Genomic DNA, 26,873 nt, shown 5'->3' with positions numbered 1-26,873 from the left:
CTACGACGGCGACGTGCAGTCCGATACCGTGGCGCAAGGCTTCGGCTCGCTCGGGCTGATGACGAGCGTGCTGTTGACGCCTGACGCCAAGACCGTGCTCGCGGAAGCCGCGCACGGCACCGTCACCCGCCATTACCGCATGCATCAGCAGGGCAAGGCGACCTCGACCAACCCGATCGCGTCGATCTTCGCCTGGACCGGCGGCCTCAAGTTCCGCGGCAAGTTCGACAACACGCCCGACGTGACCCGCTTCGCCGAGGATCTGGAGCAGGTCTGCATCGAGACGGTCGAGAGCGGCGCGATGACCAAGGATCTGGCCTTGCTGGTCGGCCCCGATCAGGCGTGGATGACGACCGAGCAATTCTTCGAGGCGGTCCGCGCCAATCTCGAGAAGAAGATGGCGACCTGGGCGTAAGCCTTTTGAGGGCTAGGTTTTGGGCGAGCGGATATGCTCGCGCCTGATGCCTAGCCCCAATATCCGCGCCGGAATCCGCTGAAGCAGTGGCGTGGCGCTCAGCAAACGCACCAGCATCGGCGCCCTGGGCGTCTGGTTGCGGAAGGCCGCGCCGATCACACGTTCGTGGACGGTGCGTTGGATGCCCTGGATCACCCTGACCGGGAACATGCGCCGTTCCTGGACGCGGGGCGTGAGCGCATCGACCGACTGGCCTTGCGCCATCGGCCCGGCGAGAATGTTCGCGGCGGCGACCGCGTCCTGGATCGCCAGATTGATCCCCACCCCACCCACTGGCGACATGGCATGCGCGGCATCGCCGATCGCGAGCAGGCCGGGAGCGTACCAGCGTGTCAGCCGATCGAGCGAGACGGTCAGCAATTTGACGTCGTCGAACGAGGTTACGGTGTCGATCGCGCCCTGCAGGATCGGCGCGGTGGCGACGACCTCGGCCCGGAAACGCGCAATCCCCTCGGCCCGGATCGCTTCCGCGCCGCCCTTGCTGATGACGCGGGCGCACTGGAAATAGTCGCCGCGGTCGATCACGACGACCATCTGGCCATGATCTATATAGCCCTGCGTGCGATTTTCGGGCGTGCGCTGCTTGGGAGCGCGAAACCAGAAGACGTCGATCGGCGCGCCGAGATCGTAGAGCGGCAGCCCCGCCGCCGCGCGCAACACCGATCCGCGTCCGTCGGCGGCGATCACCAGCTTCGCCCTGATGCCGTCGCCGTTGCTAAGGCGAACGCCTACGGCGCGGTTGCCTTCATGGATCAGGTCGACCGCTTCGGTTTCCGTCTTGAGCGTGAAAGCCGGCAGCTTGCGTGCTTCCTCCGCGAGGAAGTTCAGAAATTCCCATTGCGGCATCAGCGCAATGAAGCGGCCCGGGCCGGGCAGATGCGAGAAATCGGCGATCCGGAATTCCTCGCCGCCGACGACCGCGCCGACGCTGGTGATCCGGTCATGCGGTCGTGCCAACAGCGCGTCGAGCAGGCCCAGTTCATCGAACAGATCGAGCGTCGAGGGGTGGACGGTGTCGCCCCGGAAATCGCGCAGGAAGTCTTTATGCTTTTCGAGCACGACCGTTTTCACCCCGGCCCGTGCGAACAGATAGCCGCACATCATGCCGGCCGGGCCCCCGCCGACGACGCAAAGCTCGGTTTCAGTCTCGGCCACGGGAGCGCCTCCTGCTTCTTCACTAGCCTTCCTGTGCCAGTCGCGCAAAAACCGGTTCATGGCGTTGCCGATCGAATCCGCGGGTTTTAGCGACGCGCTCGTCATTCTGGGCGCGGCCGGGCTCGTCATCCCCGCCTTCGCGCGGCTCAAGATCAACCCGGTGATCGGTTTCATCCTGGTTGGGATGGCGGTCGGCCCCGCCGGTCTTGGCCGGTTCGTGCCGCAAATGCCGTGGCTGTTTTACGCGACCATCACCGACCCCCATGCGATCGAGCCCTTCGCCGAATTCGGGATCGTGCTGCTGCTCTTCTCGATCGGACTGGAATTGTCGTTCCGGCGCCTATGGACGATGCGGCGTGAGGTATTCGGGCTGGGCGCCGCCGAGTTGATCGGCTGCGCCTTGCTGCTCGCGGCGGGCCTGTTCACTTTCGGCGAGAATGGAGCCACCGCGTTCGGCCTGGGCCTCGCTTTGGCCTTGTCCTCGACCGCTCTGGTGCTGCCGATCGCCGGCACGAGCGGACCAGTCGGCGAGCGCGCCTTCGCGATGCTGCTATTCGAGGATCTGGCGCTGGTGCCGATCATCTTCGCGCTGGGCGCGCTCGCGCCGCATGGCGGCGATGCCTGGCCGACCTTGATGCGCACGCTCCTTACCGGTGGGATCACGATCGGGGCGATGCTGTTGCTGGGGCGGATCGCGCTGCCCCCTCTGTTCGCGCAGGCGGCGCGCACCAAGAGCCCCGAACTGTTCCTCGCCGCCAGCCTGCTGGTGGTGATCCTCGCCAGCGTGGCGACGACCGCCGCTGGCCTGTCGCCGATCGTGGGCGCCCTGATCGCGGGCATCCTGATCGCGGAGACCGACTATCACGGCGAGGTCGAGTCGATGATCGCGCCGTTCAAGGGGCTGGCGCTCGGCGTGTTCCTGATCAGCGTCGGCATGTCGCTCGATTTGACCCTGATCGCGGCGCGCTGGCTGGACCTTTTGCTCGCCGTGGTCGGGGTGGTTGCGGCCAAGGCGGTGGTGACGGGATTGCTGCTGCGCGTCGGCGGCGCACGGCGCAGCGTCAGTCTCGAAACCGGTTTGCTCATGTCGGCACCGGCCGAGACGACCCTGATCGTGCTGACCGCGATGGCTTCGGCCGGCCTGATCGCGCCTGATGCCGCCTCCTTCTGGCAGATCGTGACCGCGATCGGGCTCACCATCACGCCCTTGCTGGCGCAGGCGGGAAGCTGGCTGGCCAAACGGGTCGCGCGGCGCGGCATGGAGCCGCCCCCTTCCCTCGCCGAGGCCAAGGCACCGCGCGCCTTGATCGTCGGCTTCGGCCGCGTCGGCCGCCTGGTCGCGCAGATGCTGGAGGCGCACAAACTGCCCTACCTCGCGATCGAGGCCGATGCGGATGCGGTTACGGCGGCCCGCGCGCGCGGTTATTCGGTGTCGTTCGGGGATATGGCGCGCTCGGGTATGATCGAACGGCTCGGTGTCGGCAGCGCGAGCGCGGTCATCCTGACGATGGACGATCCGGTGCTGGTGGTTCGTCTTACCAAGACGCTGCGCAAGCAATTCCCCACCCTGACCATCGTCGCCCGGGCGCGCGATCCTAACCATGCCGCCCAGCTCTATCGGGCGGGTGCGACCGACGCGGTGCCAGAAACGGTCGAATCCTCGCTCCAGCTGTCGGAAGCGGTGCTGGTCGATCTGGGGATGGCGATGGGGCCGGTGATCGCCTCGATCCACGACAAGCGCGCGCAATTGCGCGCCAAGATCATGGAGATGAGCGAGATATCCCGCGAGCCGCCGCTGAGAAGGCGGCAGCTCGGGGACATTGAGGAAGCTTAGACGCGGGTCGCGTGAACCGTTGCTGCGGCGGTCATGACCGCGCCGACGCGCGCAGCGGCCTGGATCACCTCGGCGGACACGCCATGGCCTTTGAGCACCTTCTCATGGCTGTCGATGCACATGCCGCAGCCATTCTGGGCGGAGACGGCAAGGCTGAACAGTTCGAAGTCGGCCTTGTCGATGCCGGGATTGCCAATCACGTTCATGCGCAGCTTGGCCGGCAAGGTACCATATTCCTTGTTCGAAGCGAGGTGGGTGAAGCGGTAATAGACGTTGTTCATCGCCATCACCGCCGCGGCCGCGCGCGCCGCATTGGCGGCCTCGGGCGACAGCTTGGGCGCGCATTCCGCCTCGGCCGCCTCGACCAGGGGCTTGTAGCCCGAGCCATGTGCGGTCGCGAGCAGCAGGCCATATTTGCGCTGGTCGTTGAGAATCTGGTCGCCGGACAGCGAATTGAGGTTGAGACGGATGTCCTTGGCATAATCGGGCAAGGCTTCCGAGAACTCACGCAGGGACATGAACTTCTCCTGTTGCAGGCGCGAAAAGGGCGCGAGCGACGGTCTGCCACCCGCACCCCTTCGATGTTGGTCGTGATTTAGGCGGCGGGTTTCAGCACCTCTTCGCCCTGCTGCCAGTTGCACGGGCAGAGCTCGTCGGTCTGAAGGGCGTCGAGCACGCGGATCGCCTCGGCCGGGTTGCGGCCCTGGTTGAGGCCGTTGACCGTGACGTGCTGGATCACATTGTGCGGATCGACGATGAAGGTGGCGCGGTAGGCGACGCCCTCTTCCTGCGCGACGATGCCGAGCGCGTTCGCCAGCTCCTTCTTGTTGTCGGCGATCCACGGGAAATCGCAATTCGCCAGACGCTCGTCCGACTTGCGCCATGCGAAGTGGACGAAATCGGTGTCGGTCGAGGCGCCGATCAGCACCGCGTCGCGATCCGCGAAATCGTTCTTGAGCTCGCCATAGCCGATGATCTCGGTCGGGCAGATGAAGGTGAAATCCTTCGGCCAGAAGAACACGACCTTCCACTTGCCGCCGGTATCGCCGGTGTCGATCGTTTCGCCTGCGGGAAGCGCGGAGACGCCCTCCTGGACGGGAAGCTTGAGCGACGGGAATTTGTCACCAACGGTAAGCATGAAGCTATTCTCCAATTTGCTGCAGATGCGAAGAGGTAGAGCCGTCCTCTGCGGTGCTGGCAATTTTCGATCCAATTGATTATTTAGAGCCTATTGATCGAGTGGAGCGATAAATGGCGGTATACCTTCCCACGTTGAAGCAGCTCCAGTATCTGGTTGCGCTGCGCGACACGGGGCATTTCGGGCGTGCGGCAGATGCGTGCTTCGTCACCCAATCCACCTTGTCGGCCGGCCTGCGCGAGCTCGAATCACTGCTCGGCGTGATGCTGGTCGAACGCACGCGCCGCGTGGTGCGCTTCACTCCCTTGGGCCTCAAGATCGCGGACAAGGGCGAGCGCGTGCTGCGTGAGGCGGAGGACCTGACGGCGCTGGCGCGTGCGGCGGGCAAGCCGCTCGCCGGCGAGATGCGGATGGCGGTGATCCCGACGATCGCGCCGTTCCTCCTGCCACGCATCCTCGGCAAGCTGCGCGAATCCTGGCCCGAGCTGAAACTCTATCTGCGCGAGGAGCCGTCGGCAGCGGCATGCGAGTCGCTCCATCGTGGTCATGTCGATTGCGTGCTGCTCGCCCTTCCCTACGCCTGCGGCGACATCGAGCATGCAGATCTGTTCGACGATCGCCTGTTCGTCGCCTTCCCCGCCGACAAAGCGGCGAGTATGCCCGATCCGCTGCAGGCCGACGCGATCGACGGGTCGCAACTGTTGCTGCTCGAGGATGGCCATTGCCTCAAGGATCATGTCCTCGCCGCCTGCAACCGGCCCGAATTGCGTGCGGGCGCGGCGATGATGGGCACGTCGCTCCACACGCTCGTGCAGATGGTCGACAATGGGCTTGGCGTGACGATGCTGCCGCAAATGGCGATCGACGCGGGCATCCTCGATCATACCAATGTGATCGCGCGCCCGCTTTCGGCCGATCACCCTTCGCGTCGGATCGCGTTGGTGTGGCGCAATGCCAGTCCGCGCGAGAAGGAATTCCGCCTGTTTGCCGAGGCGCTCAAGGAGGCGCATCAGGCCGCGCGCTGACGCTTTCTTCGCACTTGCGAACAAAGATGGCATTGGCCTCCGGGAAGCGCCGGACCTTGATCGGCCCACCATGTGGGTCGTGAATCAAGGTCCTCGATATTGAAAGAGCCTGATTCACGTTTGCTGCGGATGCGCAAAGCGCTTCCACAGCAAACGACCAGGCTCTAAGGCGCGGCCCATGCAACCCCGCACCACAGCCCTGATCGTGGCGGCCGGTTCCGGCACGCGCGCGGGCGGTGACATTCCCAAGCAATATGCGCCGATCGCCGGCAAGGCGGTGCTGGCGCATGCGATCGACGCGCTTGCGGCGCATCCACGCGTGGATGAGATTCGCGTCGTCATCGGTGCCGGGCAGGAACAGCTTTATGCCGATGCGATCGGTGCCCGCATGATCGCCGTGCCTGTGATCGGCGGCGTGACCCGGCGCGAGTCGGTCGCCAACGGCCTCGCCGCCACCCGAAGCGATCAAATCCTGATCCACGATGCCGCCCGCCCTTTCCTGCCCGGCGATGTGGTCGATCGGCTGCTGGCGGCGCTGGAGCAGGCGCCCGGCGCGGTGCCGGTGCTGCCCGTTGCGGATACTTTGGCCGAAGTTGGCGACGATCTCGGCCCGAACGTGCCGCGCGAACGGCTGGCGCGGGTGCAAACGCCGCAGGCGTTCCGCACGGACGCGATCCGCGCCGCCCATGCCGCCTGGGATGCCGGCAAGGAAGCGACCGACGACGCGCAGATCGCACGCGCGGCCGGGCTGACGGTCAAGACGGTCGAAGGCTCGCCCGCGCTCGACAAACTCACCTTTCCCGCCGACTTCGCCGCGGCGGAGCAAAGGCTGGCTGCGGCGATGGTGTCGCGCACGGCTCTGGGCTTCGATGTCCACGGCTTCACCGAAGGCGACGGGCTGTGGATCGGTGGCATCCGCATCCCGCACAGCCGCGCGCTCGCCGGCCATTCGGATGCCGATGTCGGGTTGCACGCGCTCACCGACGCCCTGCTCGGCACGATCGGCGATGGTGATATCGGTACGCATTTCCCGCCGAGCGACCCCAGATGGCGCGGCGCGGCGTCGCATCTGTTCCTGGCCCATGCGCGCGGCCTGATCGCGGCGCGGGGCGGACGGATCGATCATGTCGACTTAACCATTATCTGTGAGGAGCCCAAGGTCGGTCCGCATCGCGCCGCGATCCGCGCGCGCATTGCGGAACTGCTCGGGCTCACGGAGACGAAGATCAGCATCAAGGCCACCACTACCGAACGCCTGGGCTTCACTGGACGCCGCGAAGGCGTCGCCGCCCAGGCCGCCGCCACGGTGCGCCTGCCGGAGACCGAATGATGAAACGTCTGGGAATGATTTTCATGCTGGCGGCGATGCCGTCGGTTGCGCTCGCGCAGGCGCCGGATTGCATGCCGCAGCGTCAGGCGGCGGCGCTGGTGACCTTCGCCTTGCCGACACTCGCCGAAAAGCTCGGCAAGCGTTGCAGCGAGGTGCTGCCGCCCAACGCCTATATCGTCGCGAACGGCCCTGCTCTGGCCGATCGCTACGCTCCCGACAGCGCGGCCGCCTGGCCTGAAGCGCGGCGCGCGATCAGCATGGTCTTCCAGAAATTCCTGGGTCAGCCGATGCCCGCCGATATGAACTCGGACGGCGTACGATCGCTGGCCGAGCCTTTGCTCGGCGGCCTGCTCGCCAAGCAAATCAACCGCGACGATTGCTTTATCGCCAACGAGGCGATCATGGACGCGCGCAACCTGTCGGGCGCCGATGTCGGCCGCCTGACCGTGCTTGCGGTCTCGATCGCCGAGCGCAAGGGCAAGGGCCTCGCTGAAATCCTCAAAATTTGCCATCTGGAGCCGAACGGCCAGTGACCGAAAACCTCCTTCCCGAAGAAATGGTCGCGCTCGCGCGCCGCGTGATCGACGACAATCGCGCGGCCGGCCGCCGCATCTCGGTCGCCGAAAGCTGCACCGGCGGCCTCGTCAGCGCCGCGCTCACCGAAATTCCGGGTTCGTCCGACGTGTTCGACGCGGGTTTCGTGACCTATTCGGACGCGGCCAAGACCGCGCTGCTGGGCGTTGCGAGCGATGTGATCGAGACGTTCGGCGCGGTCAGCCTCGCCACCGCCTGGGCGATGGCGCATGGCGCGGTCGCCAAATCGGGCAGCGATATAGCGGTCGCGATCACGGGCATTGCCGGCCCCAGCGGCGGCAGCGACCGCAAGCCGGTCGGCACGGTCGTGTTCGCGCTCGCCAAGGCGGGTGACGATCCCGAGGATGCGATCACCGATCAGCGCGATTTTGGTGACCTCGGCCGCGCCGGTATCCGCCTTCAGGCGGCACTCTGCGCGTTGGAATTGCTGCTTCCGGGTGAAACGCCCGAACCGTAAAGCTTTTGGGCGCGTGTCTCAAAGGCACCGACCATCTTCTTGAAAGCCATGCCGAACATCTGGCCGGCGAGCGCTTCGAAGATGCGGCTCTTGAATTCGAAATCGACGTTGAAGCCGAGGATAGTGCCGCCCTCGCCGTCCGGCTCGAACGTCCAGTCGTTCTTGAGATATTTGAGCGGCCCGTCGAGATAGTCGACATGGATATGGCGCGGACGCTGCTTGGCGACGCGCGAGGTGAAGCGCTCCTTGAGCGCGCGAAAGCCGACCACGAGGTCGGCGACCATCTCGGTCTCGCTGTCGGACTTGACCCGCACCGCCGCGACCCAGGGCAGGAATTCCCCGTAGCGGCCGACATCGGCCACAAGATCGAACATCTGCTCCGGCGTGTAAGGCAGCCGGCGCGTCTCCCTATGCCGGGGCACGGCCCGCCTTGAGCTGTTCCTCGCGCGCGGCGCGCATCCGTTCGAAATCGTCGCCGGCATGGTAGGATGAGCGCGTCAGCGGCGTCGCCGCCACCAGCAGGAAGCCCTTGGCACGCGCGATCGCGCCATAGGCCGCAAAAGCCTGCGGGGTCACGAATTCGGCGACCTTGGCATGCTTGGGCGTGGGCTGGAGATATTGGCCCATCGTCAGGAAATCGATGCCGGCCGAACGCATGTCGTCAATCACCTGATGGACCTCCATCCTTTCCTCGCCGAGGCCGACCATCACGCCGGACTTGGTGAAGATCGACGGATCGAGCTTCTTGACCTGCTCGAGCAAGCGCAGCGAGGCATAATAGCGCGCGCCCGGCCGGATCGTCGGATAGAGCCTCGGCACGGTTTCGAGATTGTGATTGTAGACGTCGGGCCGCGCGGCGACGATCGCCTCGACCGCGCTGTCCGCCTTGTTGCGGAAATCGGGGGTCAATATCTCGATCGTGGTGGTGGGCGTCGTACGCCGCAGCGCCTCGATCACCTTCACGAACTGACTGGCGCCGCCATCCTTGAGATCGTCCCGGTCGACCGAGGTGACGACGATATGCGACAGGCCAAGCTCGGCGGCGGCATCGGCAACATGCTGCGGCTCGGTCAGGTCGACCGCGCGCGGCATGCCGGTCTTGACGTTGCAGAAGGCGCAGGCGCGCGTGCAGGTGTCGCCCAGGATCATCACGGTCGCGTGCTTCTTGGTCCAGCACTCGCCGATATTCGGGCAGGCGGCTTCCTCGCACACGGTGGCGAGGTTGAGGCGGCGCATCAGCTGGCGCGTCTCGTTGAAGCCGTGGCTGGTCGGCGCCTTGACGCGAATCCAGTCGGGCTTGCGCTCGCGGGGAGGACGGATCGGCAGCGGCTCGTTCATGCCCGCCAGATAGCGTCGCGGAAGCGGTCTTGCCACCCCCACGCTGCTTGCATCAGGCGAAGCGCAGGTTGCGCCGCGCGTGACGCATCAGGCCGCCGATCAGACCGAAGCCGCCCAGCATCATCGCCCAGCCTGCCGGCTCGGGCACGGCAGCGCGCACGCCTGACGCCTCAGCATAGGTGGCGATGCCGTCGTAGAGCCGGATCGCGTCGATATCGCCCTGAAAAAATTCGCTATGGGGGCCATATTGTCGGCCGAAGCGCGTCACCGAACCGGGGTTCGGATAAGAGGATGTGTAGCCGACCCCATTCCAGACGAGCGTCCCGTCGATATACAAATGCGATCCGCTGGCGCTGCTGGTCAGCAGGAAGTCATGCGGTCCCGATCCGCTCGGGAAAGCGACCGGAATGGAACCCGCGCCGTCGCCGACGCGGACATTGCCGCCAGGATCCTGGCCGACATAAAAACTGCCGCCGTCCTGCGAGACGACCTCCGTATAATTGAATTGCGGATTATGCCCGGTAAAGGCGAAATAGAGCGAGAAATCCGTCGTCGGGGCATAAGGGAAGATCGCGCTGTCGAGCTGCGCATAATCGCCGTCCCCGTCGAGGTGGAGATAGCCGCCGCTGACGCTCGCATCGCCAAACAAAGCGCCGTTTATGCCGCCCACCGAATCCGTCACACTGGAGCCATTGAACTCGTAATCGTGAACGAGATCGGCCGCCGACGCCGCATTGGCCAGCAAGAACGCGGCCGCCAGGCCGAGAAATCCCCCACGCATCCCTAGTCCCCCAAACAGCGTCCAAGATGAGTCCGCTTCGGATCTATTAACCTGAGGTTCACCTAAAAATCAATCCCCGACCCGGGGAAAATGCTGCGCTTGCCAGTCCGGTGCAGATCGTTGAAGGGGAAGCCATGTCCGTTCCTTCCCCCGAGTTCGATCGCCTGATTGCGGGGTATCGCCGCTTTCGCAGCGACGATTGGTCGCAGCAGCGCGCCCGCTGGGCAGAGCTGGCCGAGGGGCAGCAGCCCAAGACGATGGTGATCGCCTGCTCGGACAGCCGGGTCGATCCCACGCGGATCTTCGACGTGCCGCCGGGCGCCCTGTTCGTGGTCCGCAACATCGCCAATCTCGTCCCGCCGTTCGAGACGACCAAAGGCCATCACGGCGTTTCCGCCGCGCTGGAATTCGCGGTGACGCAGCTCGACGTCGCCGAAGTGATCGTGCTCGGCCATGGCGCATGCGGCGGTGTCAGCGCGTCGCTCAATCATGCCTTCGCGGGCGCGGCGCCGGGGCGCGGCGGCTTCATCGCCGACTGGGTATCGTTGCTGGACGAGGCGCGCGACCGCGTTGTCGCCGAGCATGGCACGGGTCCCGAAGCGGTGCATGCGCTCGAGCTGGAATGCGTCAGGGTCAGCCTCGCCAACCTGCGCACCTTTCCGTTCGTCCCCCAGCGCGAAGCGGAAGGGACGCTGCGTCTGCGCGGCGCCTATTTCGCGATCGCGGAGGGCGTACTGCACGTGCTTGACGAGCAAAAGGGCACTTTCGCTCCGGCGTGATTTGCGTCCGATTCGGAACGGCTGCGTCGCGGTCGCGTTACGCCCGGCAAATCGCAAACAAGGAGAGCGATATGTCGGCCAAACCTCTTTTCGGGCTGCTGCTTGCCGCCACCGCACTGGCGCCCAGCTTTGCCCAATCCACCACGGGTACGGAAAACACCGGTCGCTCGGCGCAGGAAGAATATCAGCGCGGCTATGCGACCACGCCGATGCCGCACCAGGACGCTATCAATGCGGCCGGGGCGCCCGGCACGGCGGCGCTCAACAATCAGGTCTCGACGACCACGCAGGCCAATAACGACGCCAACGCCGCGACGATTGCCCAGTATCAGGAATCGCAGGCGGATTATGATGCCGACCGGCAGGCCTATATGGCCGCGCTGGTGAAGCATGATGCGGCGGTCAACCGCACCGACGTGCGTTATGTCCGCCAGCAGGCCGCCTATGCCGATGCGATGCGCGTGTGGCGGCGTCAGGTCTGGGCGTGCAAGCATGGCCACCAGCGCGCCTGCGACATGCCCCCGCCTAACCCGGCGGCCTTCTACTAAGTCTCTGAGGGGGAGCGTTCGCGCTCCCCTTTCCGTTCAGGCGCCGTGTACCACGCCGTCGGGGAGGGCGGCACGGATCATCTTTTCCCACACCGCGGGATCGCCGGCTTCCGCCATGCGGGGGTCGGGCTCGCGCAAGGTGCGCAGCACGGCGACGGCATCCTCGACATGATTGCGCCACGCGGCGTCGACCGCGGCGGCGGCATGATCGTTGCTGCCTTCCGCATTGGCGCTGAGCCGCTGTCCGGCAAGCACGCGCGCGATCCGTTCGACCACGCCGCCTTTTGAAACGTTCATACCCAAGGCTCCTCTACGACGGCCATTACCGCAGAAGTGCCTTCTTCAGGCGGCCACGGCAACTGTCGAACGCGCTTCCGCCCGATCTCGCAGCAAAAGCGCCTGTGCCGCACCTTCAAGCTCGGCATGGTCGAAACTGGCGAAGCTGCAGGGCACCTGCGTCAGCTGGCGCGCATAGGGACCCGGAAGGCAGAATTGTTCGCGCACGCTTTGCTGACGCAAAATCTTAGCAAGCGCGTGGGTGAGGCTGCCGGTCAGGATCACACCGTCCCAGGCGCCGTGGCTCAACACCATGTTGCCGGCGAATTGCCATAGGGCCTGCGCGATTAGGTCGAGCGCCTTCATGGCGGCCGGATCCCGCTGCGTTTCGGCCAGTTGGACAACCTCGACCGAATTGGCCGCCCGCCGTTCCACCTGCAGTTGCTCGACGCAGGCCAGATAGGTGCGGTGCAAGCCGTTGGCGGACAATATCTGTTCCGCTGTCTGGCAGATCGCCGAACGGCGCATGATTTCGAGGATCGGCTGCCAGTTGGCCGATGTCGGTGCGAAGGAGCAATGGCCGGCTTCGGTCGCCAGCACGCTGTAATGGCCGAAATCGTCGCGCTGGAGCACGGCCACGCCGAGCCCGCTGCCGATCCCGACGATGCAATAGGTCCCTGCTTTGGTCGCGGGGCAGATCAGCCCCTGCTCGGTGCGCTCGATGCGCGCGCTGCCTTTGGGCGACGTCAGCGACCAGGCGATGGCAGCGAAATCGTTGATCAGAACCGGGTCGGCCTGGAGCATCGAACGCAATCCGCTACGCGACACGAACCAGCGGCTGTTTGTCACCGCTATCGTGTCGCCGCGTGGCGTGCCGGACAAAGCGAGCGCGCAACGGCTGGGGAGCTTGGTCAGGCCGCATTCGCGGGCGAACGTGCTTAGCGCGCCGGATATGGTCGATTGGGTAGCGCCGGCGTAAGCGCGGATCGTATCGCGCCGCAGCTCGCCCGCCGCATCGGTCAGGCCAAGGCGGATCGTCTGACGGCCGATGTCGCCGACGATGGCGGTCAGGGCCTCGGGCGCGCGCGGCGCGCCGGGGCCCGGAGGGAAGACAAGGCAATCCATCCGGAGCGTATGCCATTAAATTCTTTAGCGAACGCTAACCCTGTTACCGTATTTATACGCGCTTGAATGCCGCCGCCAGTTCGACATGGGTCGACCAGCGGAATTGCCCGACCGGTTTGATCCAGTCGATCCGCCAGCCGCCGTCGACCAGGGTTCGTGCGTCGCGCGCGAAGGTGGCGGGATTGCACGAGACATAGGCGATGCGCGCGATATCGGCGCGCGCCAATGCCGGCGTCTGCTCCTTCGCGCCGGCGCGCGGCGGATCGAGGATGATTGCCTCGAACTGCCCGAGCTCCGCGTCCGACATCGGCCGGCGGAAGAGATCGCGATGCTCGACCGCGATCGATCGTCCCGTGCGATTGGCGGCCATGCGCAGCGCCAACGCCGGATCGCGCGCGCCTTCTACCGCCAGTATCTTCGCTTTGGCGGAAAGCGGCACGGCGAAGGTGCCGAGCCCGGCGAACAGGTCGGCGACGGTCGCCGCCTTCCCGATCGCTTCGGCCACTGCCTGCGTCAGCGCGGCCTCGCCGTCCGCCGTCGCCTGGAGGAAGCCGCCGATCGGCAGGCCGACCTGGATGCCGTCGAAGGTGACGGTCACGGGTTCCGGCTCCCAGCGCGGCTCGCTGCCATAACCTTCGTCGATCGCCAGCCGCGCGAGGCGATGCGCCTGCGCGAAATCGGTCAGTGCCTCGTGCGCGGCATATCCCTCGATCGAAACGCCATCGATCGCGACGTCTACGCCCTGATCGGTCCAGGCGAGCGTGACATTGGCTGTCTTGCGCGGCGCGAGCAGGACGTCGAGCAACCCCCGCAACGGATCGACCATCGCGAACAGTTGGGGCAGCAGGACATGGCATTCGCGGATGTCGACGATGAAGTGGCTGACCGCCTCGTTGAAACCGAAGACGATGCGCTTGCCGACCTTCTCGGCGCGCAGCGACGCCCGGCGGCGCGTGCGCGGCGGCGAGAGGTGCGGCGGGCGTATCTCCGGCACTTCGAGCCGCTGCGCGCTCAGCGCGGAGCCGATCCGTTCAACCAGATAATCGGCGTAGGTCTCGTCATCGACATGCTGGAGCTGGCAGCCGCCGCACTTCGGGAAGTGGCGGCAAGGCGGAACGACATGGTGCGGCCCGGGAATGATCTCGGCGGCGATGTCGACCATATCGCCGGGCGCGGCGAGCGCGACATGACGGCCGTCGGCGGTGACGCCGTCGCCCCGCGCGGCGAGCTTGACCACTTCGGACAGGGTCACAGGCAGGCCGCCAAAGCGGTCGGCAGATGCGCGATCAGATCGTCGGCGATCAGGACCGGGCCGGCGAGCCGTGCCGCCTCGGCATGAAGCCAGATCCCGGCCTGCGCCGCCTCGAACGGCGCCTGCCCGCCTGCGAGCAACGCGCCGATAATCCCCGCCAGCACGTCGCCGGTGCCCGCGCTGGCGAGCCAGGACGACGCGAGCGACGCGATCGCAGCGCGCCCATCGGGATGCGCAACGATGCTGTCCGCGCCCTTGAGCAGGACGATCGCGCCCGATTGCGCGGCTGCGTTTCGTGCCTGGGTCAGCCGATCCTTGCCGCCATCGCCGAACAGGCGCGTGAACTCGCCCCAATGCGGGGTGAGGATATGGCCGGCGAGGCGATCGTGGCGCGATTTACCGATCAACGTCAGCGCGTCGGCATCGAGCACCAGCGGCTTGCCGGTGGCGAGCGCGGCATCGAGCCGGGCTCGCGCGCTCTTGCCGCGCCCGAGTCCGGGGCCGACGACGATCGCGGAGATGCGCGGATCGTCAAGCGCCCGCTCGCTCCACGCGCGCCGCACGAGGGCATGCGGCGGGGCATCGCCTTCCGACCCGAGCAGTTCGACATAGCCCGCCCCGGCCCGTTGCCCGGCCAGGGCCGAAAGCAGGCTTGCACCGGACATTTCGCCGGCAAGCACGACCAATTTGCCCCGGCTGTATTTGTTGGCGTCGTGCGGCGGCGCGATGAAACTCGGGCGAACGATCCGATGCGTGCGGCCGTCGATCGGCCCAAGGCCGATATCGGCGACCGCCACCTGACCGCAATGCTCCGCCGCCGGCAGCAAGAGATGCGACGGCTTGAGGGCGCCCAGCGCGATGGTGAGATCGAACCGCGGCACCGCACCCAGCACGGTCCCATCATCGGTGGCGATTCCGCTCGGCAGATCGACGGCGATGCGGCGGTGTGCGCTCGTGCATAGCCGGGCCAGCCCGTCGGCGGTCGCGGGGTCGAGCGGCCGGGTGAGCCCTGTCCCGAATAGCGCATCCACGATCACGGCCGCCCGCTTGGCCTCCGCCAGCGTCTCGATCGGGCCAGTCCAGCGGGCGGCGGCCCTAGCGGCGGCTTCCGCCTTGGCGGGCGCGCTCGCCGCCAGCCGGATCGTCATGCCGCGATCGCGCAGCAGGCGCGCCGCGACATAGCCATCGCCGCCATTATTGCCGGGCCCACACAGGATCAGGACTTCGGACCCACCCGCGATGCGCCACACCGCCTCGGCAATCGCCGCGCCGGCGCGCTCCATCAACGTGTCGACCGATGTGCCGGCGTCGATCGTCTTTTGCTCGCCGGCGCGCATCTCGGCGGCGGTCAGGACGGGGAATGCCGTACTCATGTGGAGCCCAGTCCATTGCGAACCGCGCGGATGATCGGTGCCAGCCGCTCGCCCCAGCGCGCGACGCCCGCTTCGTCGGAGATCAGGTCCTGCCGGACCTCGATTCCGAGATAGGGAATGGCGTTCGCCTCGCCGTGGCGGTTCATGGTCGCGTTCAACACCTTGCCCGAATAGGGCAGATTGTCGCCCGCGACGATCCCGGCCTGCGCCAACAGCGGCAAGGCCAGCCGCGCGGCGCGTTCGTCCGCGTTGTACAGGATACCGATTTGCCACGGGCGTTCGGCATCACTCGTGGCGAGGCGCGGTGTGAAGCTGTGCAAAGAAATCATAAGTTTCGGCCTACCTGCTTCGATCATCTCTGCGATGTGATCATGATAAGGCCGCCAGTAAGCGGCGATGCGCTTATTGCGCTCAACGGGGTCGAGGCCGGCATTGCCCGGAATGCTATGCCCGTCGCTGGTTTCCGGGATCAGCCCGGCCGCATCCTCCTCGCGATTGAGGTCGATCAGCAGGCGCGAAATGCCGCCGAGAATGCCCGGGCAGCCGAGGGAAGCGCATAACGCCCGACCGAGCGGCGCCACGCCGATATCGATCGCGACATGCTGGGCCATCACCCAGTGCGGCACACCAAGATCGTAACCGTCAGGAAGGTGGTTAGAGGCGTGATCCCCGATCAGCAGCATGCCTGAGCCGGGATCGCCCACGATATCGGTCCAGGCCTCGCTCATCTGAGCCTCGTCGGCAGCAGCCACCAGTCGGGATGATCGGCGGCGATGGCCGTGGCAGCGGCATCGCGCGCGGTATCGTCTTCGAACAAGGCGAAACAGGTCGCGCCAGAGCCCGACATGCGCGCCAGGATCACGCCGTCATGGCCGCTCAGCAAGGCCAGTATCTCGCCGATCACCGGCAGGATCGCGATCGCGGGCGGCTCGAGGTCGTTGCGGCCGGCCTGCGCCGCGGCGATCGGATCGCCCTGATCGAGCGGGCCATGATCGACGCCGTCCCAATGCGCGAAGACCGGACCGGTGGCGAGCGGGCGCATCGGATTGACCAGCAGCAAGGCTTGCCCACTTGGCAGGCCATCGACCGACGCGAGCAGATCGCCCCGCCCCTCCCCGCGCACCGGCCGCGACACCAGGCAGGCTGGCACGTCGGCGCCGAGCGAAGCCGCCAGCTCGCGGACCGACCGTTCGCCGGGATCGATGCCGTCACGCGCGCAGAGCAAGCGCAACGCCGCTGCCGCATCCGCCGAGCCGCCACCGATGCCCGCTGCGACCGGCAGGCGCTTGTCGAGCAGGAAACCGCTCTCCGCCGGCTGGCCGGTGAGATCGGCAAAGCCTTCAGCCGCACGCGCCACCAGATTGTCGCCCATCGTCAGCGCGGCCGCGAATGGGCCAGTCACCTTCAGTCCCGGCTCGGCCGTCAACGACAACCGATCGCCATCCTCGGCGAAGGCGAACAAGGTCTCGATCGCATGATAGCCGTCCGCCTCCCGCCGGCGGACGTGGAGCGCTAGGTTGATCTTGGCGAAGGCGGTCTCGGCCGCGTCCATCAGGGCGCCGCCGTCGCCTTGTCGAGCCCGGTATCGATCTTGGCGGTCAGGCGCGCTTTGTCCTTGTCCTCGGCGGTGAGCAACGCCGCGCGCCAGGCATAGCGCGCCTCATAGGCACGGCCGATCGTCCAATAGGCATCGCCGAGATGCTCGTTGATCGCGGCCTCGCCCGGTTCGCCGGCGGCGGCGCGTTCGAGCAAGGGCACTGCCTCCCCCGCCTTGCCCTGCAGATAGAGCACCCAGCCGAGCGAATCCGTGATCGCGGGATCGTCGGGGCGAAGATTGCTGGCCTTGGCGATCATCGCGCTGGCGCGATCCACATTTTCGCGATGCTCGATTTCCGAATAGCCGACCTGGTTGAGCACGGTCGGCTGATCGGGCGCCATCGCATAAGCGCGTTCGAGCGCGGCTTTGGCGGCGGGCCAGTCGCCCGCGAGATCGAGCGCGCCGCCCTGCTGGAGCAGGATCGGCCACAGCACGTCGGGCGGCGCGTGCGCCGCCTCAGCCAGCGCCAGCGCCTTGGCATAGGCCGCCGCCGCTTCGGCCGGATGGGACAGGATCAACTGGAGATCGCCGACCCGGCCCCAATCGTCGGAACCGGCGCTGGCGGGCTTCACCGCGGCGAGCGCGTCGGCGAGCGCTGCTTCATGCTGGCCGTCATCGTTGAGCAAAGCGATCCGCAAGATGCGCGCGTTCGCACCAAGCTCGCCGCCTGGCGCGATATGGTTGAGCGCGATCAGCGCGAGATCCGACCGCTGCATGCGGTGGAGCAATTCGGCCAGGACCAGCCAACCGGGATCGTTATCGGGCGCGGCATAGGTCGCCATCCGCGCCATGATCATGCCGACCGGTATATATTGCTGACGCGCGAAATCGGCCGCGACCTCGACCAGCAGGGGCGAGAGGCCATGCTCCGGCCCTTTGACGCTGGCCGGAAGCTGCGCCGCGGCCTGCGGCCCGAGCGAGCCGGCGGCCTCCTGCGAACGCCCGAGCGCGATCAGCAGCAGCGCGCGCTGTTGCGGATAATAAGGCGAGGCGAGCGGCATACCCCGCGCGCCCTCGACCAAGGCAATCGGGTCACCGCTGCCCGACCCAACCGCGATCCAGGCGCGGCAATAAGGCGCGAGGAAGCCGAACACGCGGTCCTGCGCCAGCTTTTCGGTGGCATCGTGCGCCTTGGCCCAGTCGCGCGCCTTCACCTGTTCGAGCACGAGCAAAACCCGTGCGTCGGACGGCATCGCCGGCTGTCCGTCGAGCAAATGCGCGGCGCGGATCGCCAGCGTCATGTCGCCCGCCGACAAAGCTTGCCGATAAGCGTGCGTGACGATCTCCGCATTGGCCGGATCCTGCGCCATCAGCGCGGAGAAGCCGGCATTGGCCTCGCGCACGTCGCCTGCGGCCTCGGCCGCGCGGGCATGGATGTAGAGGCTGCCGAGCGAGCTCGGTGCGGCCCCGGCGGGTGCAGCCAGCGCCAGCGCCAACAGGCCGGAAAGTGGAAGTGAACGCAGATACCGCACGCTGTCTGTACCCTCACATGTTCGGATAATTGGGGCCGCCGCCGCCCTCGGGCACGACCCAGTTGATATTCTGGGTCGGGTCCTTGATGTCGCACGTCTTGCAGTGGACGCAATTCTGCGCGTTGATCTGTAGCCGGGGGCCTTCAACGATCTCATAGACGCCGGCCGGGCAGTAGAGCTGCTCGGGTGCGTCGTAGAGTGCGAGATTGACGTCGATCGGCACCGCCGCATCCCTTAGCGTCAGGTGGATCGGCTGATCTTCCTCATGGTTGGTGTTCGACAGGAACACCGAGGAGAGGCGATCGAAACTGATCACGCCGTCGGGCTTGGGATAGTCGATCGGCGGCACCAGATCCTTGCGCCACAAGGTCGTGTTGTCGCGATGGTGCTCGAAACTATACGGCAATCCGATGCGCAGCTGGCGCATCCACATGTCGATGCCGGCCCAGAGCGTGCCGATAAACGCGCCCATCTTCGCGACCGCCGGCTCGGCATTGCGGACCGTCTTGAGTTCGGTCGCGATCCAGCTTGCCTCGACCGCGGGCTGGTAGGCGGCGAGCGTGTCGTTGCCTCGCCCCGCCGCCAGCGCTTCAGCAGCCGCTTCGGCGGCGAGCATCGCCGATTTCATCGCCGTATGCGTGCCCTTGATGCGCGGCACGTTCACGAACCCGGCCGCGCAGCCGATCAGCGCACCGCCCGGGAAAGCCAGCTTGGGCACCGACTGCCAGCCGCCTTCATTGATCGCGCGCGCGCCGTAGCTGACGCGGCGACCGCCTTCGAGGATCGCACGGATCGACGGATGCTGCTTCCAGCGCTGGAATTCGTGGAAGGGTGACAGATGCGGGTTGCGGTAGCCCAGACCGACCACGAAGCCGAGCGCCACCTGCTGGTTGGCCTGGTGATAGAGGAAGCCGCCGCCGACCTCGTCCTTCAACGGCCAGCCCTGGGTATGGATCACGCGACCGGGCACATGCTTGGCCGGGATGATATCCCAAAGTTCCTTTATTCCAAGACCATAGATTTGGGGCTGGCTATCCCGTTCGAGGTCGAACAGGCGCTTGGCTTCCTTGGTCAGGCTGCCGCGCGCGCCCTCGCCGAAGAAGGTGTAGCGGGCATGGAGCTCGATGCCGGGCTGATAGTCCGGCCGGTGCGTGCCGTCGCGGGCGACACCCATGTCGCCGGTCGCGACGCCCTTCACCGAGCCATCGTCGTTGAACAATATCTCAGCCGCCGCGAAGCCCGGGAATATCTCGACGCCCAGTTCCTGCGCCTGATCGGCGAGCCAGCGGCAGAGATTGCCGAGCGAGCCGGTGTAGGTGCCCTTGTTGCTCATGAACGGCGGCATCAGCCAATGCGGCATGCCGAGCTGTTTGGTGCGGGTCAGGAACCAGTGATGGTTCTCGATCACGGGCACATCGAGCGGGCAGCCCTTGTCGCGCCAATCGGGGATCAGTTCGTCGAGCGCGATCGGATCGATCACCGCGCCGGACAGGATATGCGCGCCGACCTCCGAGCCCTTTTCGAGCACGCACACGGCGATATCGGGATTGATCTGCTTGAGCCGGATCGAAGCGGCCAGGCCCGCGGGACCCGCGCCAACGATCACGACATCGTAATTCATGCTTTCGCGTGTCGTCATGTCTCTCTCCGCGTCCGGTCGTCGTAACGCCCGAACGCCTCATCAGAAAGCCGGTGAGCGCAGATTGACCCCCTCGTCAACTCTCCGTCTAGTCACAGGCGGCGGGTAGCGGGGAAGTTGCATGATCGATGGCGTCGCGTTGAGCGCGCTGGATTGGTGGGCGGAAGCGGGCGTCGATACGCTCGCTGACGATCTGCCGCGCAACTGGCTCGCCGCCGCGCCTGTCCTGTCGGAATCCGTTGCCGCCGCACCGGCACAGGCAAAGGCGGCTCTGCCCGACACGCTCGCCGCTTTCCGCGCCTTCTTGCTCGCGGATGCTTCCATTCCCGGCCCGCCCAAAGGGCGCGTCGATGCCTCCGGCGATGCGGCCAGCGGCGTCGTCATCGTCGTCGACATGCCCGAAAGCGAGGACCGCATTTCGGGCAATCTGCTGTCGGGCGAAGTCGGCGCCCTGTTCGATCGCATGCTGGGCGCGATCAATCTCGGCCGGGATCAGGTCTATCTGATCCCCTTTTCGCCGGTGCGGGCGACCACCGGGAAGCTCGGCGAGGCGGAGCTGACCAAGCTGACCCCGCTTTTGCTCCATCATCTGGCGCTGGCGGCACCGCGCAAATTGCTGCTGCTAGGTGATGCGCCGGTGCAGGCGCTGCTGCGCAAGCCGGCCGCGCAGGCGCGCGACACGGTGCACCAGCTCGCGATCGCCGATGGCGAGGTGCCGACCGTCGCGTCGATCCATCCCCGCATGGTCCATCTGCGCCGCGACTATCGCGCGCTGGCCTGGGCCGATCTGCAGCGGTTCGAAACGTTGTGATCCGCACCGCCATCCTCTCCGCACTCGCGTTGGCGCTGGCCGCGCCGGCCTGGGCGGACGTGCCGGTCATCACGCTCGCGCCGCCGACGGCCTCGAACCATCAATTGAGCGACAGCGAGCGCGATAGTTATCGGCAGGTGTTTCAGGCACTTCGGCAGGACAATTACACCGTTGCGGCAAGTTTGCTCGATGGCCTGCCCAATGGCGTGCTGACGCCGATGGCGCGAGCCGAACTGCTGCTGGCCAGCCCCGCGACGCGCGATCCTTCGACGATCTCGGCCCTGCTGAGCGCGGCGCCCGAATTGCCCGAGGCCCCTTCCCTCGCCAAACTGTCGCCGACGGGCGCGGCATTGCCGGTACAGCATATGCTGGTGCGGATGGCGGGGCCGAGCAAGCGCGCGCCGACCCGGCCGAACCGCGATTGCACCGTGCTGGCGGCCAAGGTCCAGCCCATGCTCCGGGCGAACGATGCGATTGGCGCCGAGCCTCTGGTCGAGGCGGCGGCGGACAGCGTGTCGCCGGAAGCGCTCACCGAATGGCGGCAAAAGGTCGCCTGGACCTATTTCCAGAATGGCGACGATGTGTCCGCACGGCGCGTGGCTTTGCTCGCGCAAGTCGGCGCGGGCGACTGGGCGGTCGACGCCGCTTGGGTCAACGGCCTGGCGAGTTGGCGCGCGGGCGATTACCCGGCGGCGGCCGATGCGTTCGATCGGGTCGCATCCAATGCCGGCGATGACGAGACCAAGGCATCGGGACTGTTCTGGGCGGCGCGGAGCGAAGCCGCGACGGGCGATGCGGTCGCCGCCAATAACCGTCTCCAGACGGCGAGCCGGCTGAGCGAGACCTTCTACGGCATGCTCGCCAGCGCTGCGCTCGGCGTGCCGAGCACGCCCGCTTTCTATCTCGACGCGGCGGACATGCAGGCGCTGCTGCGCCACCCCAATCTGCGCGCCGCCGCCGCCTTGGTGGAGATTGGCGAGACCGCGCTGGCCGATCAGTTGATCCGTTATCAGGCGCGGATCGGGGCGCCCGCCGAGCATGGCCAATTGATCGCCTTCGCCGACCGGCTGTCGCTGCCCGCGACACAGGTGTGGCTGGCGCAGAATGCGCCGTCGGGCACACGCACCAGCCTGGCTGCGCGCTTCCCCATGCCTGCATGGAGCCCTGCCCAAGGCTGGCGGGTCGATCCGGCTTTGGTCTATGCCCATGCGCTTCAGGAATCGGAGATGCGAACCGACGCGGTCAGCCGTTCGGGCGCGCGCGGGCTGATGCAGTTGATGCCCGCGACCGCGCAATTGATCGCGCGCCATAAAGGCGATGTCGTGCGACCGCTCGACGATCCGTCGATCAGCTTCGAATATGGCCAATCCTATCTTGAGGAACTGGCGTCGGCGGGCGGTACCGGCGGGCTGCTGCCCAAGGTGATCGCGGCCTATAATGCCGGACCGAACAATGTCGCGCGCTGGACTGCGGGGATGAACGATCCTTTGCTGTTCATCGAGGCGATCCCGTTCGCGCAGACGCGGGCCTATGTCGCGATCGTGCTGCGCAATTACTGGATCTACCAGCGCCAGAAAGGCGCCGCGACGCCGAGCCTGACGGCGATGGCGCAAGGGCACTGGCCCGCCTTCCCCACCACCCGCACGGTCGAGACCGCGAGCGCCGCCGCAGCGACCTACGCGCCCAACTGACGGCCTCGAGCGCGCAATCAGCGTTCTTGCTATGTTCCGGTATCATACTATGCTGCCCGAATGGATAATCCGCGCCTCCCGCCCCGCCCCGGCCGCGGGGCGACGCTCAACGAGACGCCGCAGCGCTTCAACCTGAAGGGCCGCGAGAGTGACGGCGACTGGCTCGACGCGCGTGAGGATCTGGATGGCGGCGCGCCGCCGTTGCGCACGACGGTGACGGTCGAACGGCCCAAGACGATCATCACGCGCAACCAGTCGCCCGATGTCGGCTTCGATCGTTCGATCAATCCCTATCGGGGCTGCGAGCATGGCTGCATCTATTGCTTCGCACGGCCCAGCCACGCCTTCCACGATCTGTCGCCCGGGCTGGATTTTGAATCCAAGCTGTTCGCCAAGCCCAGCGCGCCGGCCTTGCTGCGCGCCGAGTTGGCGGCGCGCAATTACGTCCCCCGCCCGATCGCGTTCGGGACCAATACCGATCCCTATCAGCCGATCGAGGCCGAATGGCGCATCACGCGCGCCTGCCTCGAAATCCTGGTCGAGACGCAGCACCCCTTCACGATCACGACCAAGTCGGACCGGGTGGTGCGCGATATCGACCTGATCGCGCCGATGGCGGCGAAGGGGCTGGCGGCGGTGGTGGTTTCGGTACCGACGATCGATCCGGTGACCGCGCACACGCTCGAGCCGCGTTGCCCGCGCCCCGCCAAAAGGCTGGCCGCCGTGAGAGCGCTCATCGATGCCGGCGTGCCGACCTTCGTCAGCCTCGCGCCGGTGGTGCCACAGATCACGGATCACGAGATGGAGCATATTTTGGAGGCGGCGAAGGCAGCGGGCGCGCGCGGCGCCTTCTTCCTGCCGGTGCGGCTGCCGCACGAGGTCGCGCCCTTGTTCCGCGCGTGGCTCGACGCGCACCATCCGGATCGCGCGGACAAGGTGATGGCGACGATCCAGTCGATCCGCGGCGGGCGCGACAACGATCCCAATTTCTTCACGCGGATGCGCGGCCAGGGGCCGTGGGCGGAGCTGCTGCGCACGCGGTTCGACATTGCGTGCCGGAAGCTGGATCTGAAGGGCGAGCGGCTGAAGCTGCGGACGGATCTGTTCCGGCCGCCCGAGGGAGACCAGTTGCGGTTGTTTTGAAGAGCGACGGACTCAGGGCGTACGAGATCGTGGCTTGGGGCAAGCTTTGTGACCGGCGCGGTCCGCCACCTGCTCGGCCGCGGGGAAGCTGCAATTTGGCCTTGGGCGGTGAAGCCCTGGACGGCGCCTGCAAGCCTGCCAACTGCGCGACGTCCAGCCGGTGGCTGCGGTTCAGGACGGGTAGCAGTTAAGCCCCTGGAGGTTGCCCTCCAGCATCGCCCGCTTAGCCACGATACGCGATGCCGACACCGAAGCCGCGGTATTGGCCGGGGGTTACCCCTCAAACGTCGTCCGCATAGCTCCCGTGCACGACGCCGGCATCACCCAGAAGGTGAGATCTGTACGCTTTGGGCGAAGGTACCGTCTCATGCATGCCGAGGAGATTCGCGCCGGTCATTGTCCACCGACCGGATTCCGATCAGCGAACGCATCATGCGTACACTTTTGTTCTCTTTTGTCAAGGACGGAGTTTAACCGTCATGCTGAACTTGTTTCAGCATCCATCATCCGCATCGCCGCGCCTGGTGCACGATGGACCCTGAAACAAGTTCAGGGTGACGCAGAAGAGCAGTGGCTCGCTCCCTGCTCAGCTTACCAGCGCGAGGCGAGGCGGATCGAGGGGTTCGAGTTGGACCGCAACGACGCCCGGCAGGCGCTCGATCGCTTCGACCAGCTCGCCATCGAGACGGTAATCGCGGCCGATACGCAGGCGGGCGGACCTGCCGCCGGCCGGTATGACCAGATGGACTTCGCCGCGGCCGCCCTTGGCCTCACCGAGCGCGGCGGCGAGATCAGCGAGCGCGCCATCGTCGGCCAGTTCGATTTCCATAAGGAGGCGCGCATTGGAGGACAGGCCGTCGAGCGGCCGGGCGGCGCGGACGGTGATGCGCGGCGTTTCCTCGCCGGGGCGCTTGTCGGATTCAACCTCCAGCAGCATGCACGCGCCCGAACGCGCTGCAGCCTCCATCGCTTCCGAGGCATCGTCGTCGAACGAACTGGCGATGAACTGGCCTGAAGCATCCGAACAGGTCGCGAGCAGATAGCGATTGCCGCGCGCCGACGTGCGCCATCGCGCCTCCTCGACCAAAGCCGCCATCTTGAGCCGGCCGCGCGGCAAAGGGCGCCCGCGCTCGTCACGATCGGGCCCGGACGGCGCGCCCATCTGGCCGATCTGTTCAAACGTGCGTACGCCTTCACTTCTTGCGACATGGCGGTAACGATCGGTCGGATGTGCCGAGAAATAAAAGCCGAAGGCTTCTTTCTCGGCGGTCATGCGCTCGGCCACCGACCAGCGTGCATCCTTGGGCAAACGGATCGGCTGGACGCCGGCATTGGCCTCGCCGCCGAACAGGCCATGCTGCCCGCTGGTGCGCGCGTCGTGCGCGCTGGCGGCATGGGCGAGGATCGTCTCGGTCGCCGCGAACACAGCGGCGCGATCGGGCACGATCGCATCGAACGCCCCTGCCCCGGCCAGGCTTTCGAGCTGGCGGCGATTGAGCAGGCGCGGATCGATGCGGTCGGCGAGGTCGTCGAGGCTCTTGAACGGCCCGTTGGCGCGCCGTTCCTCGACCAATTGTTCCATCGCCTTCTCGCCCACGCCCTTGAGCGCGCCGAGCGCGTAGCGGACGGCATCGCCGGACACGCTGTATTCGGCTTCGGACTCGTTCACGTCGGGCGGCAGCAACGCCACCGCCGAGCGTCGCATATCGTCCGCCCAGATCGACAATTTGTCGGTCAGGCTGATGTCGTAACACATGGAGGCCGCGAAGAATTCGGGCTTGTGATGCGCCTTGAGCCAGGCGGTCTGGTAAGCAAGCAAGGCGTAGGCCGCCGCGTGGCTCTTGTTGAAGCCGTAGCCCGCGAACTTGTCGATCAAGTCGAACAGCTCATTGGCCTTGGGCGGCGCGATGTCGTTGGCGGCGCAGCCGTCGATGAAGCGCTGGCGCTGCGCGTCCATCTCCGCCTGGATCTTCTTGCCCATCGCGCGGCGCAGCAGATCGGCTTCGCCCAGGCTGTAGCCGGCGAGGATCTGCGCGGCCTGCATCACCTGTTCCTGATAGACGAAGATGCCGTAGGTCTCGGCGAGGATCGTCTCGAGCAGAGGGTGCGGATACTCGATCGGCGCCCGGCCGTTCTTGCGGTCGCCGAACATCGGGATGTTATCCATCGGGCCCGGCCGGTAGAGCGAGACGAGCGCAATGATATCGCCGAAATTGGTCGGCCGGACGGCGGCGAGCGTGCGGCGCATGCCTTCCGATTCCAGCTGGAACACGCCGACCGTGTCGCCCTTCTGGAGCAAGGCGTAAACCGCCGGATCGTCGAGCTGGAGCGCGAGCAGATCGAGCGCGACACCCTTGTCGGCCAGCATCTCGACCGCCTTTTGCAGGACGGACAAGGTCTTGAGGCCGAGGAAGTCGAATTTCACCAGCCCGGCGCCCTCGACATATTTCATGTCGAACTGCGTGACCGGGAATTCGGAGCGTGGATCGCGATAGAGCGGGACAAGCTGGTCGAGCGGGCGATCGCCGATCACGACGCCGGCGGCGTGGGTCGAGCTGTGGCGCGGCAGGCCTTCCAGCTTCATCGCCAAGTCGAGCAGGCGTTTGACCTGCTTGTCCGATTTGTACTCGGCCGCCAGCTCCGACACGCCGTTGAGCGCGCGATCCAGCGTCCACGGATCGGTCGGGTGGTTGGGGACAAGCTTGGCGAGGCGATCGACCTGGCCATAGCTCATCTGGAGGACGCGGCCGGTATCCTTGAGCACCGCGCGCGCCTTGAGCCGTCCGAAGGTGATGATCTGCGCGACATGGTCGCGGCCATATTTGGCCTGAACGTAGGATATGACCTCGCCGCGCCTTGTTTCGCAAAAGTCGATGTCGAAGTCGGGCATCGACACGCGTTCCGGATTGAGGAAGCGTTCGAACAGCAGGCCGAGCTTCATCGGATCCAGATCGGTGATCGTCAGCGACCAGGCGACAACCGATCCCGCGCCCGATCCGCGGCCCGGGCCGACCGGAATGTCATGGTCCTTCGCCCATTT

General features: G+C 66.4%; 26 protein-coding genes. 11 read left to right on the top strand and 15 right to left on the bottom strand.

Annotation, left to right across the window (positions count from 1 at the left end; translation table 11 throughout):
* Positions 1-415: isocitrate/isopropylmalate family dehydrogenase (locus VK533_RS01810; protein WP_324374439.1), on the top strand; the 415-nt coding region annotated here is incomplete at its 5' end.
* A gap of 12 nt (positions 416-427) precedes the next feature.
* Here VK533_RS01810 and VK533_RS01805 read toward each other — a convergent pair.
* On the bottom strand, positions 428-1,630 hold the full coding sequence (locus VK533_RS01805) for an FAD-dependent oxidoreductase (RefSeq protein ID WP_324374436.1): 1,203 nt from the start codon (positions 1,628-1,630) through the stop codon (positions 428-430).
* A gap of 58 nt (positions 1,631-1,688) precedes the next feature.
* On the opposite strand from VK533_RS01805, the gene VK533_RS01800 reads away from it, so the two are divergent.
* The gene (locus VK533_RS01800; RefSeq protein WP_324374434.1) at positions 1,689-3,464 is read left to right on the top strand and encodes a cation:proton antiporter; all 1,776 of its coding nucleotides are present in this window, start codon (positions 1,689-1,691) and stop codon (positions 3,462-3,464) included.
* Here VK533_RS01800 and VK533_RS01795 read toward each other — a convergent pair.
* Entirely contained in the window at positions 3,461-3,982 is a 522-nt protein-coding gene (locus tag VK533_RS01795) for a carboxymuconolactone decarboxylase family protein (protein ID WP_324374432.1), read from the bottom strand. The two genes, VK533_RS01800 and VK533_RS01795, sit on opposite strands and share 4 nt — an antisense overlap.
* A 77-nt stretch (positions 3,983-4,059) precedes the next feature.
* On the bottom strand, positions 4,060-4,602 hold the full coding sequence (locus tag VK533_RS01790; protein WP_324374430.1) for a peroxiredoxin: 543 nt from the start codon (positions 4,600-4,602) through the stop codon (positions 4,060-4,062).
* A 113-nt stretch (positions 4,603-4,715) separates the two neighbouring features.
* On the opposite strand from VK533_RS01790, the gene VK533_RS01785 reads away from it, so the two are divergent.
* The 4 genes from VK533_RS01785 (at position 4,716) to VK533_RS01770 (ending at position 8,008) form a co-directional block, all read left to right on the top strand.
* The gene (locus VK533_RS01785; RefSeq protein ID WP_324374428.1) at positions 4,716-5,627 is read left to right on the top strand and encodes a hydrogen peroxide-inducible genes activator; all 912 of its coding nucleotides are present in this window, start codon (positions 4,716-4,718) and stop codon (positions 5,625-5,627) included.
* Positions 5,628-5,805: 178 nt separating this feature from the next.
* A complete protein-coding gene (locus VK533_RS01780) occupies positions 5,806-6,957 on the top strand; it encodes a bifunctional 2-C-methyl-D-erythritol 4-phosphate cytidylyltransferase/2-C-methyl-D-erythritol 2,4-cyclodiphosphate synthase (RefSeq protein WP_324374426.1) in 1,152 nt (383 codons plus the stop codon).
* A complete protein-coding gene (locus VK533_RS01775; RefSeq protein WP_324374424.1) occupies positions 6,954-7,490 on the top strand; it encodes a hypothetical protein in 537 nt (178 codons plus the stop codon). Before VK533_RS01780 ends, VK533_RS01775 begins: the two co-directional genes overlap by 4 nt.
* Positions 7,491-7,513: 23 nt before the next feature.
* Positions 7,514-8,008, top strand: coding sequence for a CinA family protein (locus tag VK533_RS01770; protein WP_324374442.1), 495 nt, complete (start codon positions 7,514-7,516; stop codon positions 8,006-8,008).
* Here VK533_RS01770 and VK533_RS01765 read toward each other — a convergent pair.
* Genes VK533_RS01765 through VK533_RS01755 form a run of 3 tightly spaced genes read right to left on the bottom strand, consistent with a single transcriptional unit; the run spans position 7,951 to position 10,127 of the window.
* Positions 7,951-8,430 carry a type II toxin-antitoxin system RatA family toxin gene (locus VK533_RS01765; protein ID WP_324374422.1) on the bottom strand — a complete coding sequence of 160 codons (480 nt, stop codon included), beginning with the start codon at positions 8,428-8,430 and terminating at the stop codon, positions 7,951-7,953. The genes VK533_RS01770 and VK533_RS01765 overlap by 58 nt on opposite strands.
* A complete protein-coding gene (gene lipA / locus VK533_RS01760) occupies positions 8,417-9,346 on the bottom strand; it encodes a lipoyl synthase (protein ID WP_324374440.1) in 930 nt (309 codons plus the stop codon). Before lipA ends, VK533_RS01765 begins: the two co-directional genes overlap by 14 nt.
* Positions 9,347-9,398: 52 nt before the next feature.
* The gene (locus VK533_RS01755) at positions 9,399-10,127 is read right to left on the bottom strand and encodes a PEPxxWA-CTERM sorting domain-containing protein (protein WP_324374421.1); all 729 of its coding nucleotides are present in this window, start codon (positions 10,125-10,127) and stop codon (positions 9,399-9,401) included.
* Between the two features lie 134 nt (positions 10,128-10,261).
* Here VK533_RS01755 and VK533_RS01750 point away from each other — a divergent pair, with 134 nt between their 5' ends.
* Together VK533_RS01750 and VK533_RS01745 are read left to right on the top strand one after the other, a co-directional pair.
* Complete coding sequence (locus VK533_RS01750) at positions 10,262-10,906, top strand: carbonic anhydrase (protein WP_324374420.1); 645 nt, start codon at positions 10,262-10,264, stop codon at positions 10,904-10,906.
* A 71-nt stretch (positions 10,907-10,977) separates the two neighbouring features.
* A complete protein-coding gene (locus VK533_RS01745; protein WP_324374419.1) occupies positions 10,978-11,454 on the top strand; it encodes a hypothetical protein in 477 nt (158 codons plus the stop codon).
* Between the two features lie 36 nt (positions 11,455-11,490).
* Here the strand turns inward: VK533_RS01745 and VK533_RS01740 are convergent, their stop codons facing one another.
* Genes VK533_RS01740 through VK533_RS01705 form a run of 8 tightly spaced genes read right to left on the bottom strand, consistent with a single transcriptional unit; the run spans position 11,491 to position 20,188 of the window.
* Positions 11,491-11,751, bottom strand: coding sequence for a hypothetical protein (locus tag VK533_RS01740; RefSeq protein WP_324374418.1), 261 nt, complete (start codon positions 11,749-11,751; stop codon positions 11,491-11,493).
* Positions 11,752-11,796: 45 nt separating this feature from the next.
* On the bottom strand, positions 11,797-12,855 hold the full coding sequence (locus VK533_RS01735) for a glucokinase (protein WP_324374417.1): 1,059 nt from the start codon (positions 12,853-12,855) through the stop codon (positions 11,797-11,799).
* Between the two features lie 52 nt (positions 12,856-12,907).
* Positions 12,908-14,107: a class I SAM-dependent RNA methyltransferase gene (locus VK533_RS01730; protein WP_324374416.1), complete on the bottom strand. Its 1,200-nt coding sequence runs from the start codon at positions 14,105-14,107 to the stop codon at positions 12,908-12,910.
* Positions 14,104-15,480, bottom strand: a complete 1,377-nt coding sequence (locus VK533_RS01725) for an NAD(P)H-hydrate dehydratase (RefSeq protein WP_324374414.1) — start codon at positions 15,478-15,480, stop codon at positions 14,104-14,106. Before VK533_RS01725 ends, VK533_RS01730 begins: the two co-directional genes overlap by 4 nt.
* Positions 15,477-16,208, bottom strand: coding sequence for an N-formylglutamate amidohydrolase (locus VK533_RS01720; RefSeq protein ID WP_324374412.1), 732 nt, complete (start codon positions 16,206-16,208; stop codon positions 15,477-15,479). Before VK533_RS01720 ends, VK533_RS01725 begins: the two co-directional genes overlap by 4 nt.
* Entirely contained in the window at positions 16,205-17,032 is an 828-nt protein-coding gene (locus VK533_RS01715) for a 4-(cytidine 5'-diphospho)-2-C-methyl-D-erythritol kinase (protein WP_324374410.1), read from the bottom strand. Before VK533_RS01715 ends, VK533_RS01720 begins: the two co-directional genes overlap by 4 nt.
* Positions 17,032-18,549: a hypothetical protein gene (locus VK533_RS01710; protein ID WP_324374408.1), complete on the bottom strand. Its 1,518-nt coding sequence runs from the start codon at positions 18,547-18,549 to the stop codon at positions 17,032-17,034. Before VK533_RS01710 ends, VK533_RS01715 begins: the two co-directional genes overlap by 1 nt.
* Positions 18,550-18,562: 13 nt before the next feature.
* A complete protein-coding gene (locus tag VK533_RS01705) occupies positions 18,563-20,188 on the bottom strand; it encodes an electron transfer flavoprotein-ubiquinone oxidoreductase (RefSeq protein ID WP_324374406.1) in 1,626 nt (541 codons plus the stop codon).
* 121 nt (positions 20,189-20,309) lie between these two features.
* On the opposite strand from VK533_RS01705, the gene VK533_RS01700 reads away from it, so the two are divergent.
* From VK533_RS01700 to VK533_RS01690, 3 genes are read left to right on the top strand one after another with little or no spacing between them, the layout of a single operon-like run.
* On the top strand, positions 20,310-20,999 hold the full coding sequence (locus VK533_RS01700) for a uracil-DNA glycosylase family protein (protein WP_324374405.1): 690 nt from the start codon (positions 20,310-20,312) through the stop codon (positions 20,997-20,999).
* On the top strand, positions 20,996-22,690 hold the full coding sequence (locus tag VK533_RS01695; RefSeq protein ID WP_324374403.1) for a lytic transglycosylase domain-containing protein: 1,695 nt from the start codon (positions 20,996-20,998) through the stop codon (positions 22,688-22,690). Before VK533_RS01700 ends, VK533_RS01695 begins: the two co-directional genes overlap by 4 nt.
* Positions 22,691-22,750: 60 nt before the next feature.
* Complete coding sequence (locus VK533_RS01690) at positions 22,751-23,833, top strand: PA0069 family radical SAM protein (RefSeq protein ID WP_324374401.1); 1,083 nt, start codon at positions 22,751-22,753, stop codon at positions 23,831-23,833.
* A gap of 586 nt (positions 23,834-24,419) precedes the next feature.
* On the opposite strand, the gene dnaE is transcribed toward VK533_RS01690, so the two are convergent.
* The coding region (gene dnaE, locus VK533_RS01685) for a DNA polymerase III subunit alpha (RefSeq protein ID WP_324374398.1) at positions 24,420-26,873 on the bottom strand (2,454 nt) is incomplete at its 5' end.

It is taken from the genome of Sphingomonas sp., from assembly GCF_035317925.1.
Taxonomy (GTDB): Bacteria; Pseudomonadota; Alphaproteobacteria; order Sphingomonadales; family Sphingomonadaceae; genus Sphingomonas_I.
Note: the sequence above shows the minus strand (reverse complement) of the source record. Positions and strands in the feature narration are given on the sequence as shown.

Bases quoted from the DNA above. Each gene is read 5' to 3' on its own strand.
- VK533_RS01800 (WP_324374434.1), top strand. From the start codon at position 1,689: ATGGCGTTGCCGATCGAATCCGCGGGTTTTAGCGACGCGCTCGTCATT.
- VK533_RS01795 (WP_324374432.1), bottom strand. From the start codon at position 3,982: ATGTCCCTGCGTGAGTTCTCGGAAGCCTTGCCCGATTATGCCAAGGAC.
- VK533_RS01790 (WP_324374430.1), bottom strand. From the start codon at position 4,602: ATGCTTACCGTTGGTGACAAATTCCCGTCGCTCAAGCTTCCCGTCCAG.
- VK533_RS01785 (WP_324374428.1), top strand. From the start codon at position 4,716: ATGGCGGTATACCTTCCCACGTTGAAGCAGCTCCAGTATCTGGTTGCG.
- VK533_RS01780 (WP_324374426.1), top strand. From the start codon at position 5,806: ATGCAACCCCGCACCACAGCCCTGATCGTGGCGGCCGGTTCCGGCACG.
- VK533_RS01775 (WP_324374424.1), top strand. From the start codon at position 6,954: ATGATGAAACGTCTGGGAATGATTTTCATGCTGGCGGCGATGCCGTCG.
- VK533_RS01770 (WP_324374442.1), top strand. From the start codon at position 7,514: ATGGTCGCGCTCGCGCGCCGCGTGATCGACGACAATCGCGCGGCCGGC.
- lipA (WP_324374440.1), bottom strand. From the start codon at position 9,346: ATGAACGAGCCGCTGCCGATCCGTCCTCCCCGCGAGCGCAAGCCCGAC.
- VK533_RS01755 (WP_324374421.1), bottom strand. From the start codon at position 10,127: ATGCGTGGGGGATTTCTCGGCCTGGCGGCCGCGTTCTTGCTGGCCAAT.
- VK533_RS01750 (WP_324374420.1), top strand. From the start codon at position 10,262: ATGTCCGTTCCTTCCCCCGAGTTCGATCGCCTGATTGCGGGGTATCGC.
- VK533_RS01745 (WP_324374419.1), top strand. From the start codon at position 10,978: ATGTCGGCCAAACCTCTTTTCGGGCTGCTGCTTGCCGCCACCGCACTG.
- VK533_RS01740 (WP_324374418.1), bottom strand. From the start codon at position 11,751: ATGAACGTTTCAAAAGGCGGCGTGGTCGAACGGATCGCGCGCGTGCTT.
- VK533_RS01735 (WP_324374417.1), bottom strand. From the start codon at position 12,855: ATGGATTGCCTTGTCTTCCCTCCGGGCCCCGGCGCGCCGCGCGCGCCC.
- VK533_RS01725 (WP_324374414.1), bottom strand. From the start codon at position 15,480: ATGAGTACGGCATTCCCCGTCCTGACCGCCGCCGAGATGCGCGCCGGC.
- VK533_RS01720 (WP_324374412.1), bottom strand. From the start codon at position 16,208: ATGAGCGAGGCCTGGACCGATATCGTGGGCGATCCCGGCTCAGGCATG.
- VK533_RS01715 (WP_324374410.1), bottom strand. From the start codon at position 17,032: ATGGACGCGGCCGAGACCGCCTTCGCCAAGATCAACCTAGCGCTCCAC.
- VK533_RS01705 (WP_324374406.1), bottom strand. From the start codon at position 20,188: ATGACGACACGCGAAAGCATGAATTACGATGTCGTGATCGTTGGCGCG.
- VK533_RS01700 (WP_324374405.1), top strand. From the start codon at position 20,310: ATGATCGATGGCGTCGCGTTGAGCGCGCTGGATTGGTGGGCGGAAGCG.
- VK533_RS01690 (WP_324374401.1), top strand. From the start codon at position 22,751: ATGGATAATCCGCGCCTCCCGCCCCGCCCCGGCCGCGGGGCGACGCTC.